Annotated in this window: 8 protein-coding genes; 5 read left to right on the top strand and 3 right to left on the bottom strand. The window is 73.6% G+C overall.

What is annotated here, in order from left to right; genetic code table 11:
• Window positions 1-38 precede the first annotated feature (38 nt).
• From IF78_RS0134160 to IF78_RS0134150, 3 genes are all read left to right on the top strand, one after another.
• Complete coding sequence (locus IF78_RS0134160; RefSeq protein ID WP_031486308.1) at window positions 39-1589, top strand: glycoside hydrolase family 32 protein; 1551 nt, start codon at window positions 39-41, stop codon at window positions 1587-1589.
• Window positions 1590-1603: 14 nt separating this feature from the next.
• Complete coding sequence (locus IF78_RS0134155) at window positions 1604-2212, top strand: AAA family ATPase (protein ID WP_031486307.1); 609 nt, start codon at window positions 1604-1606, stop codon at window positions 2210-2212.
• A gap of 92 nt (window positions 2213-2304) precedes the next feature.
• Entirely contained in the window at window positions 2305-3279 is a 975-nt protein-coding gene (locus IF78_RS0134150; protein ID WP_031486306.1) for a TauD/TfdA dioxygenase family protein, read from the top strand.
• A 64-nt stretch (window positions 3280-3343) separates the two neighbouring features.
• On the opposite strand, the gene IF78_RS0134145 is transcribed toward IF78_RS0134150, so the two are convergent.
• Complete coding sequence (locus IF78_RS0134145) at window positions 3344-4222, bottom strand: alpha/beta fold hydrolase (RefSeq protein WP_031486305.1); 879 nt, start codon at window positions 4220-4222, stop codon at window positions 3344-3346.
• Window positions 4223-4435: 213 nt separating this feature from the next.
• Between IF78_RS0134145 and IF78_RS0134140 the strand changes: the two genes are divergently transcribed.
• Both IF78_RS0134140 and IF78_RS0134135 read left to right on the top strand, forming a co-directional pair.
• Window positions 4436-6427 carry an AfsR/SARP family transcriptional regulator gene (locus IF78_RS0134140; protein WP_031486304.1) on the top strand — a complete coding sequence of 664 codons (1992 nt, stop codon included), beginning with the start codon at window positions 4436-4438 and terminating at the stop codon, window positions 6425-6427.
• Between the two features lie 136 nt (window positions 6428-6563).
• Window positions 6564-18929: a hybrid non-ribosomal peptide synthetase/type I polyketide synthase gene (locus IF78_RS0134135; RefSeq protein WP_051828371.1), complete on the top strand. Its 12366-nt coding sequence runs from the start codon at window positions 6564-6566 to the stop codon at window positions 18927-18929.
• On the opposite strand, the gene IF78_RS0134130 is transcribed toward IF78_RS0134135, so the two are convergent.
• Together IF78_RS0134130 and IF78_RS0134125 are read right to left on the bottom strand one after the other, a co-directional pair.
• Window positions 18874-19911: an LLM class flavin-dependent oxidoreductase gene (locus IF78_RS0134130; RefSeq protein WP_031486302.1), complete on the bottom strand. Its 1038-nt coding sequence runs from the start codon at window positions 19909-19911 to the stop codon at window positions 18874-18876. The genes IF78_RS0134135 and IF78_RS0134130 overlap by 56 nt on opposite strands.
• A gap of 80 nt (window positions 19912-19991) precedes the next feature.
• Complete coding sequence (locus IF78_RS0134125) at window positions 19992-21494, bottom strand: metallophosphoesterase family protein (protein ID WP_031486301.1); 1503 nt, start codon at window positions 21492-21494, stop codon at window positions 19992-19994.
• Window positions 21495-21548: the final 54 nt, after the last annotated feature.

The raw sequence follows: 21548 nt of genomic DNA, 5'->3' as shown, positions 1-21548 counted from the left end.
CACACGAGCCGCCGTCCCGATGAAGGGAACGATGTGTGATGCGCATGATGTCCAGGAGAGCCCTGCTCGCCGGTTCGGCCGCGGGGGCCTCGGCCGCGTTACTGCACCCCGCGACGCCTGCCTCCGCGAAGCCCAAAGCCGCCGCCGGCTGCGCGAGTTACCGCGCCGAGTACCACTTCACTGTCCCCGACCAGTGGATGAACGATCCGCAGCGCCCGGTGTGGATCGACGGCGAGTATCGCTACCACTACCTGTACAACCCGGACTACTTCACCGGCGGCACCACCGCGGGCACCGCCTGGCGCCTGGCCACCAGCACCGACCTGGTGACCTTCACCGACAGCGGGATCGCCGTACCGAAGGACACGACTCCCAACGGCGACGTGTGGTCGGGCTCCGCCGTGATCGACACGGACAACACGGCCGGCTTCGGCGCGGGCGCGGTGATCGTCCTCGTCACCATGGCACCGGACGAGGTCACGCAGGCCCAGTACCTGTACTACTCGACCGACGGCGGCCGGACGTTCACCCACCACGGCACCGACCCGGTCCTGCCCAACCCCGGCGTGCGGGACTTCCGCGACCCCAAGGTCATCCGGGACGAGGAGCGCGGACGGTGGGTGATGACGCTCGCCGAGAACGACAAGGTGGGCTTCTACCACTCCGCCGACCTGAAGTCGTGGACGTACGTCAGCGGCTTCGTCAAGGGCGGCATCGGTGTCCTGGAATGCCCGGACCTGTTCCGGATCACCGCCGACGACGGCACCGTGAAGTGGGTGCTCGGCGTGAGCGCGAACGGGAAGGGCGCGGGGCTGCCGAACACGTACGCCTACTGGACGGGCAGCTTCGACGGCAGCGCCTTCACCGCCGACGCCGCCGATCCGCAGTGGCTCGACCACGGCTGGGACTGGTACGCGGCCGTCACCTTCGACAAGCACCGCGACGACGGCTCGGTGGACCCGTCCGTCCGCTACGCGATGGGCTGGCTGAACAACTGGGACTACGCGAACATCACGCCCACCATCGACTGCGACGGCTTCAACGGCACCGACTCGATCGTCCGGGAGATCACCCTGAAGCGGGCCACATCCGGGACGTACTACCTCGCCTCACAACCCGTCGCCGCCCTGGACGACCACGTCTCGCGCACCGTGAACCTGGGCGATCTGGAGGTCACCGGCACCCGTGTCCTCGACTACCGGGGCACGGCCTACGAGGTGACCTGCGAGATCACCTGGGACCAGCTCAAGGGTGCCGGGCTCCAGTTGCGCCGATCGCCCGACGGCGGCCGCCATGTCGACGCCGGGATCTACGGCGACTACGCCTTCCTCAACCGCCGCCCCACCGTGAACCCCGACGCCTCCGGCAGGTGGCAGGAGAGCCGCAGCCCCTTCGACCCGGCCGCCCGTACCGTCAGGCTGCGCATCCTCGTCGACCGTACGTCGGTCGAGATGTTCGTGGACGACGGCCGGTACGTGCACTCGTCCGAGGTCTTTCCCTATCTGATCGACACCGGGCTCGCCCTGTTCACCATCGACGGCACGGCGGTGTTCCGGAACACGGTGATACGGGAGTTCGCCGTGAAGTGAGTAGGGTCCCCGGCATGCAGGACGTGCGTGTGGTGCTCATCGGGGGAACGTCCCACACCGGCAAGTCGACCGTGGCCCGGGCCGTCGCCGAGCGGCTCGGGTTCGACTGCCGCTCGACGGACAGGCTCGCCCGGCATCCGGGCCGGCCCTGGCGGACGCCGCAGTGGGAGCCACCGCCGCATGTGGCCGAGCACTACGCCACCCTCGGCGTCGACGAGCTGATCACGTCGGTGCTCGAGCACTACGCGCGCCTGTGGCCGCGCATCGAGGAACTGGTCGCCGACCGCGTGACCGCAGACGGCATCGGCCTCGTCCTGGAGGGTTCCGCGCTGTGGCCGGGCCGCGTGGCCGGGCTGACCACCGTCGCGTCCACGCGGGCCGTGTGCCTCACGGCGGATCATGCGGTGCTGCGCGAGCGCATGCGGTCCTCGGCCCGCTACGAGGAGCTGACGGACCCGGAGCGCTACCTGGTGGACAAGTTCCTGGCCCGTGCCGAGCGCTTTCAGTCGCTGATGACGCGGGCCGCGGACACGCACGGCCTGGCTCGCGTCGACACGACCGGTCGCTCGGTGAGCGAGCTGGCGGACGCGGTGCTGACGGCCGTCGGCCTGCCGGTGGGCTGAGGCCCTGTCGCCAGGCCCGCCGCGCCCTGTCACGATCTTCCTGGAGCCGGCTCGGACCGGGGGAGCCGGTGCGGACGATCGACGGAGTGCGCATGACGACGGACAGGGCCACCGCGCAGGGGACGGAACAGGCCGCGGGGATCGAGGTGAAACCGGTCGCCGGGCACATCGGGGCGGAGATCACGGGCGTCGACCTGGCCGCCGACCTGGACGACGCCGCGGTCGCCGCGATCCGGGCGGCGGTGCTGCGCTGGAAGGTCGTGTTCTTCCGCGGGCAGCGGCTGGACCACGCCGGGCATGTGGCGTTCGCGCGCCGGTTCGGCGAACCGGTGGTCCTGCGCAAGCGAGGGAGCGCCTCTCCGGCGGACTTCCACGAGATCGAGACGACCGCCGACCGGCTGGAGCTGGGCGGGAAGTTCGGCATGGAGCACGACGAGTGGCTGCGCCGTCGGCGCCACACCCTGCTGCGCGGCTGGCACTGCGACCACGGCGCCCGCATCGACCCGCCCGCCGCGACGATCCTGCGCGCCGAGACCGTGCCACCGTACGGCGGCGACACCACCTGGTCGAACCTCGCGGCCGCGTACGCCGGACTGTCCGCCCCGGTGCGGGAGTTCGTGGACGGCCTGCGCGCCGAGCACCGGCTCGGCGTCGGCTACCAGCCCCGGCCCGGCGACGACGCGTACGTCCGTCATCTGCTGGACCATCAGGTCGCCTCACTGCATCCGCTGGTGCGGGTCCATCCGGAGACGGGGGAGCGGGTGCTGTACGTCAACGGCTACTACGTCGAGCAGATCGCCGGTCTCTCGCGGCCCGAGAGCCGGGCGATCCTCGACATGCTGCTGGAGCAGGCGGTACGGCCCGAGTACACGGTCCGCTTCCGCTGGGAGCCGGGCAGCGTGGCCTTCTGGGACAACCGGGCCACCATCCATCTCGCGCCCGGCGACAACGCCCACCTCGACTTTCCCCGCATCATGCACCGCGTGATGCTCGCCGGCGAGGTGCCGGCCGGGGTGGACGGCAAACCGTCGGAGCCGATCATCGGGACCGAGCCGGGGCGCTGGTAGCCCGACGCCGGGTGCCGGACGCCCGGCGCGCCCGGACGCCCGGCGCGCCCGGACGCCTGGTGGTTCAGCGGGCGAGCAGTTCCCGCAAGGCCTTCGCGATGTCGTCCGGCGCCTCCTCGGCCATGAAGTGACCGCAGGTGACCGTGGTGTGCCGCAGATCCGGCGCCCAGGCGCGCCACAGCGCGGCGGCGTCGAAGCCGAGGGCCGCGCCCCAGTCCTGCTGGAGCACACCGACCGGCATCCGGAGCGTCCTTCCCGCCGCCCGGTCGGCCCGATCGTGCTCGATGTCGACGCCGGCGGAGGCCCGGTAGTCGGCGACGATCGAGGGGACCGCGTCACGGCAGGCCGTGAGGTAGGCGGCGCGGACCTCCGGCGCAATGGCGCCCCGGTCGGTCGTCCAGATGTCGAGGAAGTGACCGAAGAAGGTGTCCGGGGCGGCGCCGATCATGCGTTCGGGCAGGTCCGGCTGCTGGGCCATGAAAAAGAGGTGGAAGCCCACGGCGGCGGTGACGCCGTGCATGACGTCCCACATGTCCAGCGTGGGCAGGACATCGAGGCAGGCCAGGTGGGTGACGGTGTCCGGGTGGTCCAGCGCGGCACGGAACGCCACCAGTGCGCCACGGTCGTGCCCGGCCAACCCGAAGCGCTCATGCCCCAGTTCGCGGGCGAGGGCGACGATGTCCGCGGCCATGGTGCGCTTGGCGTAGACGGTGCCGTCCGTTGCCGCCGGCTTGTCGCTCGCGCCGTAGCCGCGCAGGTCCGGGCAGATCACCGTGTGGTCGGCCGCGAGATCGGCGGCCACATGGCGCCACATCAGGTGGGTCTGCGGGAAGCCGTGCAGCAGAACGACCGGTGTACCGGAGCCGCCGACGGCCGTGTGCAGGAAGACCCCGTCGGCGACGGGGACGCGGTGATGATCGAAGCCGGCGATGACAGGGGTCACGGCTCCGCTCCTTCCGATGCGATTCGATGGGTGGAGGATGCCTCCGAGGAGTGCCACCGAGGGCCCGGCGGGGGATTCTTCGCTGGGATCACCTCGGGGGACCTCCTCGAGGGATCTGTCAGGAGGATCTTGCTCTTCGATCCTCCTGCGACCGGATGAGCACTGGATGAGCAACGCCGGGGTGACCCGCGACGATGGAGGGAGGTGACGGACGTGAGCCCTGGTTTCGGTGTGCTCGGACCGGTGACGGCCTGGGACACGGACGGGAACCCGATCTCCCTGAAGGGGCCGAGGCACCGCTCGGTGCTGGCCCGGCTCATCGTCGCCCGGGGGCGCGTCGTGCCCGTCTCCCGCCTGGTCGACGACCTCTGGACGGACCCGCCCGCCGACGCGGTGGGCGCCGTACGCACCTTCGTCGCCGCGCTGCGCCGCGCCCTCGAACCGGGCCGCCCGCCCCGCACCCCGGCCCGGCTGCTGGTCACCGACGGACCGGGCTACGCGCTGCGTGCCTCGACGGACGCGGTCGACGCCTGGCGCTTCGAGCAGATGGTCGCCGCGGCCGGGACGCTGCCGCCCGAGGAGGCCGCCGTACGGCTGGAGGAGGCGCTCGGCTGGTGGCGCGGCCCCGCCTACGCGGAGTTCGCCGACCAGCCGTGGGCGCGGACGGACGGCCGCCGCCTGGCCGAGCTGCGCCTGCACGCCGTGGAACTGCGTGCCGAGGCGCTGATGTCCCTCGGCCAGGGCGACCGGGCGGCCGCGGACCTCCGGGCGCACTCGGCCGAGCATCCCTGGCGTGAGAACGCCTGGCGCCTGCTGGCCCTGGCGCTGTACCGAACCGGCCGTCAGGCCGACGCGCTGGACGTGCTGCGCCGGGCCCGTGGGCTGCTCGCCGAGCAACTGGGTGTCGACCCGGGCCCGGGGCTGCGCGCCCTGGAGGCGGACATCCTCCGGCAGGCCGACCACCTCGGCCGGACGCCGGACAACCCCGCCGGCCGGGTCTGGGAGCAGGTCGCCGACGCCTACGACCGCACCGTCCCGCCCGGCGCCCGGGCGCGCCTGGAGTCGACGGCCGCACTGCTGCGCAGCCTCGCCGTGACCGGGGGCAGCGGACTCCCGGCCGCCCGCGCCCACCGGGTGGCCGCCGTCACCGCAGCCGAGGAACTGGGCGATGCCGAACTGACCGCCCGGGTGATCGGCGCCTACGACGTCCCGGCGATCTGGACGCGCCTCGACGACCCGGACCAGGCCGCACAAGTGGTCGCGGCCGCCGAACGAACCCTCGCCGCCCTGTCCTCCCCCAAGTTCCCGGCTTCGCTCGAACAGGGCGCTGCCCCCATGGGCCACGAGGCGGCCAAGGCCCGGTTGCTGGCCACGATCGCCCTGGAATCGCGCGGCACCCGGCTCGCCCGCGGTCCGCAGGCAGCCCGCCAGGCCGAGGAGATCGCCCGCGGGCTGGGCGATCCGATGCTGCTGGCGTTCGCCCTCAACGCGTCCTTCATGCAGTGCTTCGACCGCGCGGGTCTCGCGCCGCGCCGGGACGGGATCGGCGCCGAGCTGGTCGCGCTCTCCGCACGGCACGGCCTGCCCAACTTCGAGATCCTCGGCCACCTCGTCCGCCTCCAGGCCCGTTGCGCCCTCGGGGACTTCACCACCGCCGACCGCCACGCGGCCGCCGCGGACGCACTTGCCGTACGGCATGAACGGCCGCTGGTGGGCGTGTTCACCGGGTGGTACGCCGCACTGCGGCTGGACGCCGGCGGCCGGGCACCGGCGCCGGCAGCGGAGGCGGCCTACCGGGACGCGGCCGGTCTGCTGCACGGCGCGGGCATGCCGGGCCTCGTCGAGGGACTGCTGCCGCTCGCGCTGCTGTGCCTGCGGCTGCGGCACGCGCTGCCGCTCACCTTCGACGAGGACACGGACTGGGGCCCGTACGCCCCCTGGGCGCGTCCCCTGCTCCTCCTCGACGGGGGCCACCGCCCGGAGGCTGTCGAGGCACTCCACGCGACGCCGGAGCCGCCCCGCGACCTCCTCCAGGAGGCCCTCTGGTGCCTCACCGCCCGAGCGGCGGTTGCCCTCGGCGACCGGCGGATCATGGAACGCGCCCGCACCGCCCTGCTCCCGGCGGCGAACGAACTGGCCGGTGCCGGCAGCGGCTTGCTCAGCCTGGGCCCGGTCTCGACCCACCTGAGCGACCTGGCCGGATGACCGCCCGGGTTCCCCGGTGAACCGTTCGACGATACTCGTCGTCGTACAGGTGAATGATCATCAATGCTCCTGCCCGGTACTGGACTCCGGGAGGGCGCGTCCACGGGCCCGGCCCGTGCGACGAGGAAGGAAGCGCATGCCGACTCCCGGGCGCCGCACGGCCGCCACGCTCCTCGACATCCTGCTGCACGCCGCCGAGGAGACCCCGGAGCAGGTCGTCGTCCACGTCCGCGGAGACGGCGGCGAGCGCACCGTCACCTTCGCCGAACTCCGCGACGACGCCCTGCGCGTGGCCGGAGGGCTGCGCGCGGCGGGACTCGAGCCCGGCACGCCCGTCCCCCTGCTCGCGGAACTCGGCGAGGACTTCCAGCCGATGTTCTGGGGCGCGCTGGCGGCGGGCCTCGTGCCCGTGCCGCTCGCCCCCGAGGCCCGTCGGCTGGGCCCCGTATGGGAGTTCCTCGGCAGGCCGGCCGTCGTGGTCGACGACGCCACCGAACCCCTGCTGGCCGAGGTCCCGGGCCCCGTGCGCGCCCTGCGCCTGAGTGCGCTGCGCGAGGGCGTCCCGTCGGCCTCGCTGCCCCGGCGCGCCCCCCAGGACCTCGCCTTCCTGCAGTTCTCCTCCGGCAGCACCGGCGCCCCGAAGGGCGTGGAACTCACCCACGAGGCGGTGCTCGCCAACCTCCGGCAGATCCGCGCCGCCATGGCGATCACCCCGGACGACGTGGTGGCGACCTGGATGCCGTACTTCCACGACATGGGCCTGATAGGCACCCATCTCGTCCCCATGGCGGCGCGCCTGAAGCAGGTGCGCCTCGAACCGCTGACCTTCGCCAAGCGCCCGGCCCGCTGGCTCGAAGCCGTGACGCGGCACCGGGCGACCCTGCTGTCGGCGGCGAACTTCGCCTTGGCGCTGGCGGTGCGCCGGGTGCCGGACAGCACCTGGGCCGGACTGGACCTGAGCCGCGTACGGCTGATGCTCGTGGGCGCCGAGCCCATCGCACCGCGCGTGTGGCGGGAGTTCACCGCCAAGGCCGGCCCGGCGGGGCTGGCGGCGACGGCCATGCTGCCCGTGTACGGACTGGCCGAGGCCACCCTCGCCGTGACCGTGCCGCCGCTCGGGGAGATCGCCGAACCGCTGACCCTGGACCGGACGGCGCTGAGCCGGGGCCGGGCTGTTCCGGTAGCGCCCGGACCGGACGCCGTCGAACTGATGGACGTGGGCCGCCCGGTGCCGGACTGCGAGATCCGCGTCACCGACGACTCCGGCAGACCCCTCGCCGACCGGCGGATCGGCCACATCGAGGTACGCGGTCCGCAGGTCGCCTGCAGCTACCACCACAGCCCCGAGGCGAGCGCCGACGCGTTCTCCGGCGGCTGGCTGCGCACCGGCGACCTCGGCTTCCTGGACCGGGGGAGGCTGTGCGTCACCGGCCGGCACAAGGACGTCGTCTTCGTCGGCGGCCGTACCTTCCACGCACCCGATCTGGAGGAGACCGCCGCCGCCACGCCGGGACTGCCCGAGGGGACGGCCGCGGCGATCGGGTCCACCGATCCGGACACCGGGGGCGACCGCGTCGTGGTGTTCGTGCAGTGGGCACGACCCGCCCCGGCCACGGCCCTTGCGGTGCTCGACACGGCGGCGGCCCGGGTCCGGGAGGCGCTGGGACACGACGACGTACGGGTGCTGCCACTGCCGCCCGGTGCGTTTCCCCGCACGACCAGCGGCAAGCTGCGGCGCGGTGTGATGCGTGCGCGGTTCGAGGCGGGCGCGTACGCGGCGGTCGAGGAGCGGCTGGCCGCGGCGCGGGCCGAGGCTGAGTCCGTCCGACGCGAGGGCGCGCCTGTACCGCTGGTGGCCCAGCCTGTCCGGCAGGAGGCCGAGCCGACCGGGGCGGAAGGGCACGGTCCGCAGGGGCCCGCACCGCGTTCGCGTCGTGACGTCGAGGAAGTGGTCCGGGGGATCTGGGCACGGATCCTGGAGCTCCCGCCCGCGGACATCGGGCGCGACGACCGGTTCTTCGCGCTCGGAGGCTCCTCGTTGAAGGCGATGGCGGTGCTCGCCGGGATCGAGGACGCCTTCTCCGTCACCGTGGAGCCGGGGGTGCTGCGCGATCACGACACGGTGGCTGCGCTGGCCCGGCAGGTGCTGGCCCAACTGCCCCTGTCGAATAGTCAAATTGATGGTGTGTCAGGCGCTGGCGACAGGAGCGGCCAGCCTGCGTCGGCCTCTTCCGGCCGGAACCCCGGTGACCAGCCGATCGCGGTGCTCGGCATGGCCTGCCGGTTCCCCGGTGCTTCGACGCCCGAGGCGTTCTGGGAACTGCTCCTCACCGGGCGTGACACGGTGACCGCCGTACCCGACAGCAGGTGGGAGAACGCACCCGACAACGCCGGCCTCTTCGGCTCCTTCCTCCCGGATCCGGCAGACTTCGACGCCGCCTTCTTCGGCCTCGACGACGAGGAAGCCCGCGCGACCGACCCACAGGCGCGGATCTTCCTGGAGCTGGCCCACGAAGCCCTGGAGCGCGCCGGGTACGCCGGGCCCCGGCGGGCCGGCCGCAGGATCGGTGTGTTCGCGGCCGTGAGCGACAGCGGATACCGGGAGATCCTGACGGCCGCCACGGACGGCGACCTCGCCGCCCACCCCGGCGCGCTCACCGGCAACCTGCCCAACCTGACAGCCGCCCGCCTCTCCCAGGCCCTCGACCTCGACGGCCCCGCCCTCGCCGTCGACACCGCCTGCTCCTCCGCGCTCGTGGCGCTCCACCTGGCGCGGCGCAGCCTCCAGAGCGGCGAGTGTGACATCGCCGTCGTCGGCGGCGTCCAGCTCGCCCTCACCCCCACCGGCCACCGGCTGCTCGCACGCGCGGGCGCGCTCTCCCCGACGGGCGGCGGACGCCCCTTCGGTGCCGCCGCCGACGGCATCGTGCCCGGGGAGGGCGGGGCGGCCCTCGTCCTCTCCCGCCTGGAGGACGCGCGGCGGGCCGGCGATCCGGCGCTCGCCCTGGTCCGCGGCACAGCCGTCAACAACGACGGGCGGTCGCTCAGCCTGCTCGCCCCCAACCCGCGCACCCAGCGCGAGGTCATCACCCAGGCGTACGGCGACTGCGGCATCGACCCCGACGCGGTGTCGTACGTCGAGGCCCACGGGACCGGCACGCCCGTGGGCGACCCGATCGAGGCACAGTCACTCGGGCACGCCTTCCCGCCCCGCACCGACGGGCTCCCGCGCCTGCTCGGCTCCGTCAAGGCGAACATCGGTCACCTGCTCAACGCCGCCGGCATGCCCGGCCTGGTCAAGACGGTCCTGGCACTACAGCACCGCCGGATCCCGCCCTCCCCGAACACGACCACGCGCGCGCCGTACCTGGAACGCGTCGCCCCCGGCTTCGAACTCGTCACCGAGCAGCGGGAGTGGCGGACCCCCGGGCCCTTGATCGCGGGCGTCAACGCCTTCGGCTTCGGCGGGACGAACGCGCACGCCGTGCTGGAGGAGGCGCCGGCGCGGATGCCCTCCGCGAGTTCCGCCGCCCACGGGTGGACGCCGGACGTGAGTTCCCCCGCCGACGGGCGGGCGACCTCCGTGAGCCCTGGTTCCGACGGCCCGCACCTGCTCACCCTGTCGGCCCGCACCGCAGAGGCCCTGCGGGCTTCCGCCGCCGACCTGGCCGCGCACCTACGCGCGCACCCGGAACTGTCCGAGGCGGACATCTGCGCCACCGTCAACGCGGCGCGCGACGACGCCCCTCATCGCCTCGCCCTGGTCGCCGACGGTGACCTCGCCGACCGCCTCGCCGCCGCGGGCACCGCTGACTTCACGGTCGCCCGTTCCCGCCCACGGACGGTGTTCCTGATTCCGGGGCAGGGAGCGCAGCGGCCCGGTCAGGGCCGCGCCCTGTACCGGTCGGCCCCGGTGTTCCGGGAGGTCATCGACGAGGCTTCCTCCCTGACGGGCCCCGTGCTCGGGCGCTCGCTCGCTCAGTGGTGCCTCGATCCCCGGGTGGATCCGGGGGAGTTGGCCAGGACTGAGGTGGCGCAGCCGCTGCTCGTCGCGTTCGGTGTGGGACTGGCCCGGCAGTTGGGGGAGTGGGGCCTGGCCGCGGACGCGGTCGCCGGACACAGCGTGGGCGAGATCGCCGCCGCGTGCGTGGCCGGTGCGCTGAGCCTCGCCGAGGCGGTGGGGTTCGCCGCGGAGCGCGGGCGCCTGGTCGGTGAACTGGCCCGGCCCGGAGCCATGGCCGTCGTCAGGGGCGACGAGGACACCGTCGCCGATCTCGTCTCGGCGTCGGGTGGCTCGCTGAGCGTGGCCGCCGTCAACGGGCCCGAGCAGCTGGTGATCGCGGGAGCCGAGGACGCCGTCGACCGTGCTGTCGCGGAGTTGACGGGACGGGGCGTGGCCACGCGCAGGCTCCGTGTCTCCCACGCCTTCCACTCGCCGTCGCTGGAGCCGGTCCTCGACCCGCTGGGGGACGCCGCCAAGGCGCTCACGGTCAAACCGGCGGCCGTACCGATGCTGAGCACGGTCAGCGGCGAGTGGCGGCCCGGCCTCACGCCCGCCTACTGGCAGGAGCACGCCGTCCGGCCGGTGCGGTTCGGTGTGGCTGTGGCGCGGCTGGTGGACGAGGGCTACGACCACTTCGTCGAACTCGGTCCGGGGAACACCCTGGGCGGGGCGGTCCGTGCGGTAGCCGGCGCGCAGGGTGCCGCGGACGTGGCGGTGCTGACGGCGGGACCTGCCCCGGACTCGGCAAGTGACGCCGGTTCCTCCGGTGCGCGGGCGCTGTGGGAGACGGCGGGCCGACTGTGGGCACGCGGTGCGGTCCTGGACCGGGCGGCCCTGGAGGTGACGGTTCCGGCAGCCTCGGACCGGACGGGCCGGGCCGCCCGGCGGCCGAGGGTGCCGGTGCCGACGTATCCGTATCAGCGCACCCGCCACTGGCCGCGCAAGCCCGGCGCCGGAACGGTGGTGCGGCGCCTCGACTGGAGGGACGCCCCGCTCATAGCGGCGGCCGGGCCCCGCGCCGTACGGCTGATCGGCGCGGACCGGGCGCTCGCACAGGCCGTCACCGAGCGGCTCGTCGGCCGTGGGGTGACGGTAGTGGGCGAGGGCCGCGGTGACGAGCCGGTCCCCGTTGCGGCGGACGCCGTGGTGTGGCTCGCGGGCACGGCGGGAAGCGGAGACGGAGGCCGCCCCGCCACGGACACCGACCCGAGAGTGGCGGTTTCCGCACTGCGCCCCGTACTCGACCTGCTCGCAACCTTCCGCGCCCGCCTGCTGGTGGTCACCGAGGACGCGTACGCCACCGGCGCCTCGAGGCAGCGGACGCGCCCGGCGCAGGCGATCCCGCACGGTTTCGCGCTGGCACTCCCGGACGAGCACCCAGGGCTCGCCGCCCGCAGCGTCGACCTGTCCTCCCAGGACCCGCTCGACGCCCGGGTCGAGGCCTTGGAACGGGAGCTGTGGTCGGCCCACGAGCCGGGCGCGGAGGGTGCGTTCGCGTGGCGCTCGGGCCGCAGGCTCAGCCGTACGCCGGCCCATGTGCCGGACACCCCGGCGGCGGTCGATGCCCTGCCGCCGGACGGCACGTACCTGATCACTGGAGGAGCCGGAGGGCTGGGCTCCGCGCTGGCCCGTGATCTGGCGGGACGCGGGCCCTGCGAGCTGATCCTCACCGGCCGCTCCGAGACCGCTCCCGACGAACTGCTCACCGAGCTTCGTGCCCAGGGCGCCCGGGCCCGATACCAGGCGGCCGACGTGTCCGACACCGCCGCCGTCGACGCCCTGTTCGCCACCCTGCCTCCGCTGGACGGGGTGTTCCACGCCGCGGGCACGGTCTGGCCCGGCACCCTGCGCGCCAAGACCGACGCCGAGATCGAGCGGGTGCTCGTCGCGAAGACGCGGGGCACGGTGCTGCTCGCCGAGGCGCTGCGGCGGCATGGCCAGACACCGTCGGTGTGTGTCGCCTTCTCCTCCCTCTCCTCGGTGCTGCCAGGCCTGGCGGGCGCCCTCGGGGACTACGCGGCGGCCAACGCCTTCCTGGACGCCTTCGCCGCCGCCGAACGCGCGGCGGGCCGGCCTTGGCAGGCGATCGGGTTCGGGCCCGTCGCCGATGCGGGGCTGGCCGCCGGATCGCCGGTCCTGCAGCGGCTGCGCGACCGCGGACTGAGCCCCATGACCGCGCGGGCCGCGGTCGCCGCGCTCCGCACAGCCGTCGCCACCGATGCCGCGCACCTGCTGGTCACAACCTCGGAGCCGGCGTCGGGTCCGGCCTCGAAGCGGCCCTCGCCGGACGTCACCGTGGACCGCCTGAACGGCATGCGCGCCAGTGCGCCTCCCGCGCCGGGAACCGCCGGGGACGACACGCACGACAGCGTGCCTCCCGCGCCCGGAACCGCCCGGGACGGCATGCGCGACAGCGCCTCACCCACTCCCCGTACCGCCCCGGACGGCGCCCCCGATCCCGTGATCGACCCGGCCCGCGTCGCGGATCTGGCGCGCCGCCTGCTGGCCGAGGCACTGCACCGCGCCCCCGACGAGATCGGCGAAGACGAGCCGTTCCTCGGCCTCGGCCTCGACTCCCTGAGCGCGGTGGACCTCGCACGCCGACTGGAGGCGGAACTCGGGCTGCCGCTGCCCGCCACGCTGCTCTTCGAGTACCGGACGATCGGCGAACTGGCCACCCACCTCAGCGGGCACAGACCAACGGCCGCTCCGGACCCCGCCGCGACCGGTCGCCGTGGCGAGGAGTCCACTCCGCGCCCCCTCACCCCGCTGCAGCGCGCCTTCCTCACCACCGAGGCCCTGTACGAAGGCGTCACCGCCTACGGCTACATACGCCAGACCGTCCGAGGCCCTCTCGACCCCGATCTGCTCGGCCGCGCTCTGGCCCACCTCGCGGCCCGTCACCCGATGCTGCGGCTGCGCATCACCACGGACGTCACGGACGCCACGAACGGCACACCGCCGGGCCAGTACACCGCCCCAGCCGACCCCACCGACCGCGCCCCGCGCTGGTACGAGGTGCACCAGCCGGACGACACCGTGCCGCTCCTCCCCGACCTCGAACAGCGGCTGTACAACCGCCCGTTCGATCTGACGAGCGAGGCCCCGGTACGCGCCACTGTGGTCCGCGACCGCGGGGACGCACACCTCGCCCACCTCCTGCTGGTCGTCCATCACAGCGCAGCCGACGGCTACAGCCTCAAGATCCTGTGCGAGGACCTCTGGTCGCTGTACACCGCCCTCGCCCACGGCCGTGCACCCGAACTCCCGGACGCGCGCGCGGAGTTCGCCGACTACGCGGACCTCGTCTCCGCCGAACGCCGGTCGCCCGACTTCACCCGGGACCAGCGTTACTGGCGTGACCGCATCGCCGACCACACCGCGGCGGCACCGGCACCGGCACTGCCGTACGACGGCGACCCGGAAGCACTCCCTCAGCCGCCGCTCACCCACCACCAGACGGCAGTCGACGCACCACTCACGGCCGCGCTGCGGGAGCTGGCCGCCCGGCACGAAGTCTCCCTCTTCCACCTGCTGCTCGCGGTGTACGGCCGCTGCCTGGCCCGGTGGAGCGGACAGCGGGCCGTCGCCGTGAACGTGGCGCGCGCCCGCCGGGAGGCGCCCCTGCCCGGGATCGACCGCCTGGTCGGCCCGCTCGCCGACACCCTTCCGGTGTTCGCCGACGTCGACCCCGACGAGCCCGTGACCGCGCTGGCGCAGCGGATGCGGCGGATCTGGCGGGAAGCGGAGGCCCATGCCACGCTCGGCAGCCCCGACATCGCCGCGCTGCGGCCCGCCACCGGCCCCGCCCCGCGCACGGTCGCCCCGGCCGGGTTCAGCTTCGCCCGCTTTCCTGTGAGCCACGGCCGCGACTGGCCGGTCACCGTGACCCCGACCGCGGCGGCCACCGCCTCCGCCGCGACCCGGCTCGGGCTGCTGTGCTGGGAGTCCGACACGGCCCTGCGTCTGTCCTGGAACCACCCCGCTCACCTGTTCCGGCGGGAGACCGTGGAGCGTCTCGCAGCGGACTACGTGGGTGAACTGCGCGCCGTGATCGGACAAGCGTCGACGGCGACACAGCCGGTCACACCCCCCGTCGCGCCTCCCGGTTCCCGGGTGCGCGGCGACGACGGGATCGTGCACCGCCTCTGCGCCCAGTTCCGCGCGACGCCGACAGCGGTGGCCGTCAACACTGGTGGTGCGACGCTCACTTACGCCGACCTCGACAGTGCCTCCGCCGTCCTCGCCACCCGGCTGCGGGCGAACGGCGTACGCCCCGGCGACCTGGTCGGCCTGCTCACCGAACCGGGCGCGGACACCGTCGTCGGCGTGGTCGGCGTCCTCCGCTCGGGTGCGGGCTGGGTGCCCTTGGACGCCGGTCACCCGGTGGCCCGGCTCCGGGACCAGGTGAACCGCACCGGCGTCGGCGTGGTGGTGTGTCACACGGCGACGCGCGCTGCCGCCGCCGAACTGGCCGATGTCACACCGATCGCCGCCGACGACCGGTCACCGGCCCCGGTCCGCACGCCCCCGCTGCCGCACGCCGACCCGGACGCCATCGCCTACGTCATCTTCACCTCGGGTTCCACCGGCCGCCCCAAGGGCGTCCCGATCACCCACCGGTCCATGCTCAACTACCTCGACTGGTCCCTGGCCACCTTCGGCTACGGCCCCGGGGACCAGCTCGCGCAGACGGCGTCCGTCTGTTTCGACGCCTCCGTACGCCAGTTGCTGGCACCGCTGCTGGTCGGCGCCACGATCCACACCTTCTCCCGGGACCTCGTCCGCGACCCCGAGGCCCTGCTGGAACGGATCGTCAACGACCGTGTCACGGTGTGGAGTTCGGTGCCGACCCTCTGGGAGCGACTGCTGACCGCCGCCGAGACCCGGGCGGCACAGGACGGAACACCCCCGGACCTGACGGCGCTGCGCTGGGTCCACGTGGGCGGCGAGGCACTTCCCGCCGCACACGTACGGCGCTGGTTCGACCTGCTCGACACCTGCGGAGGACCGGAGCACAGGGTCGCCAACCTGTACGGGCCCACCGAAGCCACCATCAACGCCACCTGCCACATCATCGACACCCGGCCCGACGACGACGTACGGCAACTGCCCATCGGCCGCCCGGTGGCCGGGACCGAACTGGCCGTCGTCACCGAGGAGGGCCGTCCCTGCCCGCCCGGGGAGGCCGGTGAACTGCTCATCGCCGGAACCGGGCTGACACCCGGATACCTCGGCGAACCGCACCTCACCGCCGAGGCGTTCGTGGAACGCGACGGCCGCCGCTGGTACCGCAGCGGTGACCGGGTCCGGCGGACCGCGGACGGCGCACTGGAGTTCCTCGGCCGCCTAGACGACCAGGTCAAGGTCCGCGGCCACCGCGTCGAGCTCGGCGAGGTCGAGGCCGCGCTGCTCACCCACCCGGACGTCTCCCGGGCCGCCGTGCTGCTCGCCGACGGACGCCTGGTGGCGTACGTCGAGCCCAGGCCCGGCTCCGGGGTGCCGGACGCTCGCGAGTTGCGCGCCTTCCTGGCTCGAGTACTGCCGCCGTACATGCTGCCCGGCCGCATCCGCTCGATCCCGGCGATGCCCCTGACAGGCACCGGCAAGATCGACCGCGGCCTGTTGGCGCGCGACTTCGAGACCCTGCGATCCGAGCCCCCAACCCCGCCCGGAATCCTGCCCGCCACGCGGCCTGGAACCCCTCCCGTCACCCCGACCGAGCACACCGTCGCACGCATCTGGTCGGCCCTGCTGGACGTCCCGGACGTCACCCGCGAGGACGACTTCTTCGCACTCGGCGGCGACTCCATCATGGTCCTGGAGCTCTTCGCCCGCCTGCGCAAGGAACTGCCGGCCGTCCCCCGGCCGACCACCGTCTACACCCACCGCACGCTGAGCGCGCTCGCGGCGGCCCTCGACACCGCCGCCACCGCCCCCTCGCCCGCTCCGACCCCGGACTCCGGCTCCGCGCGGTTCGCGAGTCCGTTCCCGCTCACACCCTCCCAGCGAGGATTCCTGCTCGCCGAGACCATCGACCCCGGAGCGGGCTTCGGCTGGCTCGCCCGGTTCCGGCTGCGCGGACCGCTGCGCCATGACGTCTTCCAGCGCGCCGTCGACGTTCTGGTGGCCCGGCATCCCATGCTGCGCACCGTCTTCCCGGCGGGCGCCCGCCCGCCCGTGCAGCAGGAGCTGCCGGACTCGTTGCGCCTGCCCGTTCAGGCGGAGACCCTCGCGCACCCCGACCTGCTGGAGGAGCGGACAGCCGAGGAGGCACGGCGGCGACTCGAGCCCTGGGCCTGGCCGTTGCTGCGGCTCAGGCTGTTCACCGTGACCCCCGCCGAGCACGTGCTCCTGGTCCACGCGCACCACCTCATCGGCGACGGCTACAGCGCCGCCCTGCTCGCCGGAGAACTGCTCACCGTGTACGACCGCCTCGACCGCGGGCTCGCCCCCGGCCTGCCTGCGCTGGACAGCTCCTTCCGCGACCACGTCGCCCTGTCCGCCGTACGCCCACACCCACAGGGACCCGAGGCCGAGGACTACCGCGCACGCCTGCGCGCGCCCTACACGGCCCCGGCCCTGCGCCGGCCGGCCCCCGAGGGCACCGAGGCACAACCGGCGTTCCACACCACGGGCTTCACCCTGGACGCCGACACCACCGGGGCGTTGCGCAGGCTCGCCCGAGCAGCCCACCGCACCCCGTACGCCCCCCTGCTCACCGCGTACTACCGCGCCCTCGCGGAGCTCACCGGACAGCGCGACCTCGTGCTGGGGCTCGCCGTCACCGGGCGTGAGGAGTCCACGGCGGACGCGCACCGGGTGTTCGGCCCGTTCGCGGAGGCGGTGGCACTGCGCCCGGCTCGGCCCGGCGGGCACGGCGACGATCAACTGCCCTCATTCGAGGAGGACTTGCGGCAGCTCGCCGCCGAAACCGACCTGGCCCGCGCCGAAGGCCCCGGCGATGCCCGCACGCCGGCGGGACTGCCGCGGCACGCCCAGTTCTTCTTCACCTTCCTCGACTTCACGTCTGTCGGCTCCGAGTCCGTGGGCGGTCTGACGCTGCACGCGGACGAGTCCGACACCGCCCTCGCCCCGCCGCCGGTGGGCACCGACGTGTTCCTGGCCGTACGGCCGGTGGCGGACGGTGAGGGTCTGCGCGTCACCGTGCGGGCCTCGGCGGCGGCCCTCACGCCCCGCGAAGTCGCCGGGTTCGCCGAGGAGATACGGAGGCAACTGCGGGACGCGCTGAGCGAGGTGAGCGAGGTCGCCCCCGCCCCTGCCCGCAGCGGCGTTGGGGGCCGTCGGCGCCCTCACCTCGACGCCGCGCTCGTCGGATATCTGCCCGCCCCGCACCACCTCGCCGCCCTCGCCGGACTGCCGTCCGAGAGCCCGGGCCGGGGCCGTGAGGAGATCAGGGCGCTCCTCTTCCCGGAGGGCCGCGCCCGGCTGCTGGAGGAGACCGGGACCGCGCTGGGGAACACCGGCTTCGTCGCCCTCCCGCTCTTCGCCGACGAACTCGCTCCGGGCGGCGGCCTCGCGGCCCGCACCGCCCGAGCCGTGGAACACGCCGCCTCACTCGGCGCCCGCTGCGTCTCGCTGGCGGGCATGATCCCGTCCCTCACCGGCTACGGCTACGACGTGCTGCGCGAGACCACGACGAGCGCGGCGATCACCACCGGGCACGCATCGACGACCGTGGCCGTGGTCAAGACGGTCCGGGCCGCGCTCGCCGCGACCGGCCGTCGGCTCGACGCTCTCTCCCTCGCCGTCGTCGGCTGCGGCTCGATCGGCACCTCGTCCCTACGGCTGCTGCTGGCGACGGCACCATCCCCGCCGGCCCGCCTGCTGCTGTGCGACCTGCCGGGCAGCACCGCCCGACTGAAGCGGCTGGCGGCGGACCTGTCGGCCGGGCATCCGGAGATGCCGGTGCGGGTCGCCGAGTCGGGGCGGACCCTTCCCGCGTCCGTCTACGAGGCCGATGTGATCGTCACCGCCGTGAGCGGCGCGACGGCCCTCCTGGACGTCGACCGGCTCCGGCCCGGCACGATCGTCGTGGACGACTCCTTCCCGCACTGCTTCGACACCGCGAGGGCGCTGGACCGCATGAGCCGTGACCAGGACGTACTGGTCGTAGGCGGCGGTCTGCTGGCCCTCGACTCCACGCGGACACGGCTGAATGAGGACCTGCCGGCCGTGGCGAGCGCGGGCTTCGCCATGCGGCCCGGGATTCCGGGCACCTTGGCCTCGTGCCGACTGGAGTCACTGCTCCACGCCCACCTCGCGGACTCCGGCCGGCCCCCGGGCGATCTCCCCCTGATCCACGGCCTGGTCGACCTGCCCCGGGCTCTCGCCCACTGGGACGCGGCCGAGGCGGCCGGGGTCCGGCCCGCGCCGCTGCACCTGCTGGACCGAGTCCTCGTCGACGGCGAGGGGCTGCCCCTCAGACGCCCGGACGCCAACCCAGCGCCGGACCCAGGCGGGTGGCGATGTCCGTGAGGATCTGCACATAGTCCTCGTGCCCGAAGGTGAAGGGCAGCGCGAACGCCACCTCGTCCACCTCGCGGAACGCGGCGTGGGCGTGGAGGCGTTCGGCGATCTCCTCCGAGGTGCCGACGAGGTCCGGCGCGAACAGCAGCCGCGCCGGACCCTGCGGTGCCGTGGTGCGCGGGGTGCGCTTGGCGACGTACTCCTCGTACTTCGCTCGCTGCTCGGGCGTGGCGGAGTCGGTGGGGATGACGACAAGGCCCTGGGAGACACGGGCGTTCTCGCCGTCCGGGTGACGGGCGCGGAAGGCGCGGATGTGCGAGAGCTGGATCTCGGCGAACCCCGGTGACCGCTCCGCGTCCTCGGGCCCTTCCGCCTTGACGACGCTGCTGGTCAGGAAGTTCATTCCGTGCTCGCCGGCCCACTGAGCCGAACGCAGGCTGCCGCCGCCGTACCACATACGGCTGCCAAGGCCGGGGGAGTGCGGCTGCACACGGTCCGAGAACACTTCGAACGCCTCAGCCCCGCTGAAGTCGGTGACCGGCTTGCCCCGCACGAAGTCCAGCAACCGCCGCACCCGCTCGTAGCCGAAGTCCTCGGCGTCGGCCGTGTCCGGGTACAGGGCCTCCTTGACGCGGTCGTAGTGCATCGGCGGACCCACGCTGACGCCCGGGTTGACACGGCCGCCCGACAGGATGTCGACCGTGGCCAGGTCCTCGGCCAGACGCAGCGGGTTCTCCCAGCCGAGCGGGATGACCGCGGTGCCGAGCTCGATCCGGCGGGTCCGCTGGGAGGCGGCGGCGAGGACGGCGACGGGGGAGGAGATGCCGTACTGGAGATGACGGTGGCGGAGCCACGCGCTGTCGAAGCCGAGCCGCTCGCCCAACTCGATGATCTCGAGGGTGGACTCGTGGCCCCGGCGTGGATCCGCCTCGTCGAACAGCCCGATGGTGAGGAAGCCCAGTTTGCGAAGCGGTCGTGAGGTCGGCGGCACGGGCCCCTCCATGGGTCGGCGATCACCTGGTACGGCAGTGCCAACCCGCCGGCCAGCGGTGATGTTCCCGCGGTGCCCGGTCAGATCAGCGCAATGGTGACCTCGTCCTCGACCGGCGGGTCGAGCTCCTGGGCGCGGTTGCCGGTCGCGGCGTAGCACCGCAGCCGGACGGTCTCCGGGGTGACGTCCACACGCAGGAAGCACTTGAAGAACGGCGGGCTGTAGGTCGCCGAGCTCGGCGAGAACAGCTGCGTGTGGATCTTGCGCACGGGGAGGCGGAACCGCTTGGCCCGGTCGGGGCGGCGTCCGGTGCCCAGCAGGCCCGCGACCAGACGCGTGCGCCATGTGATGCGGGCGTGCGGGGCCGGTGCGCGCCCCGGCTGGATCTCCAGCCGCTCGGCGACGACGGCCGCCGCCTGCGCCTCGGTGAGGGTGAAGAAGCGGCGCAGGCGCAGCCGACGTCCGTAGAGCGCGCTGTAGAAGGCCAGGGAGTCGCCGCGCAGGGGATAGCAGCGGAACTCCTTCTCGGTGACGTTCGCTATGTCGACCCGCGGAATCGTGTGCGTGGCGTGCATGAAGGCACCGCCGCCGCCCGACACGAGGTACTGGATGGTCCGGCCGTCCACCTGCACCGGGTAGCGCTGGTAGTTGTGGATGTCGCCGCCGATCGCCGCGACATAGCGGTGGGCCGGGTCGCGGACGATCTCGTCGACGGTGCCGCCCCCTTCGATCGCGCAGGGGTGGTGCTCACCGTCCACGTACAGGGGCTGGCCGGTGATGAGGATCTTCGGCCGGGGATCCCTGGACACCTCGCGCAGCCAGGCGCCCTGCTCGGCGTCGATGGTCCCGAGCAGTCCGGTGTCGATGCCGACGATGCGGACCGGCCCGGCGTCGATCGCCCAGTACGGCCCCGGCTGGACGGCCTGTTGAGCCGGAGCCGACCTCAACTCGCGGACCTCGCTGAGGCGTTGGCCGTCTCCCTTGCGTGGCCGGTGCCACAGCAGTGACCGCAGCCAGGCCCTGCCGGGCGGGCGCGGAGCGGCCTCGGGTTCGAGGGGCGGGGCGTCGCCGCAGAAGACGCGCATGAACGCGCCCAGGTCCTCGTACCAGTCGTGGTTGCCCGGTATCGCGTATATCGGTGCCTGGTAGTCCTGGTACGGCCGGAAGTACTTGGTGCCGTAGTCGTCGGCACTGCCCACCGGATAGATCACGTCACTCGCGACGACCGCGAACCGTGTGTCGCGGCCCACCTTCAAAAGACCCGGTACGACGGCGTACTGGGGCTCGTCCCCCTCGCCGGTGTCACCGATGACGAGGAAGGAGAAGCGGTCCGGGTCGTCACGCCGGATCACCTTGTCGGCCGGCACCCCGGCGGCCGCCCGCTGCGCCACCCAGCGGCTTCGGGTGCGCCCGGTGGGGTCTCCGAACCAGGACGCGAGGACGCCGTTGCGGGCGGCCCAGAGCGTCTTCGGGTTGAGCCAGGAGATCTTCTCGACCTTGTGCGGCATCAGCCGCTTGTACTCGCCGAGTTCGGTGGCGCCCCAGCCGGCGCCCTCGGCGGTATCGCGTGAGGAGTCAGACACGCGTGCACCGTAACAATGATCTAGAGAAGGCCGAGCGGGGGGAGGCAGGGTCCG

The sequence above is a fragment of the Streptomyces bicolor genome (assembly GCF_000719285.1).
Taxonomy (GTDB): Bacteria; Actinomycetota; Actinomycetes; order Streptomycetales; family Streptomycetaceae; genus Streptomyces; species Streptomyces bicolor.
The sequence above is the reverse complement of the archived record's forward strand: the minus strand, read 5'-3'. Positions and strand labels throughout refer to the sequence as shown.